General features: G+C 51.3%; 1 protein-coding gene. It reads right to left on the bottom strand.

The window, feature by feature from the left end; translation table 11 throughout:
* The coding region (locus SB822_RS61260) for an STAS domain-containing protein (protein ID WP_410859687.1) at positions 1–232 on the bottom strand (232 nt) is incomplete at both ends.

Below are 232 nucleotides of genomic sequence, written 5' to 3'. Positions count from 1 at the left end.
AGTTTTTGGGCATGATCGGGTTTCACGCCGGTAATGACGGCATCGATTCCCATGACTCCCAAAGTCTGCACGAGCGACTCTAAGTAGCTGGCGCCTTCTTGTGTCACCGTTCCCATCGCCGTCAAGTCGATAATGACCATCTCGGCTTCGTATTCATATATCCGGGTTACGATATGCGGGCGGATCGCTTCAACTTTTGCGGCGTCCAAATTACCGAATAAGGGAATGAGCA

The organism is Paraburkholderia sp. SIMBA_054, assembly GCF_046534875.1.
GTDB lineage: Bacteria > Pseudomonadota > Gammaproteobacteria > Burkholderiales > Burkholderiaceae > Paraburkholderia > Paraburkholderia hospita.
Note: the sequence above shows the minus strand (reverse complement) of the source record. Positions and strands in the feature narration are given on the sequence as shown.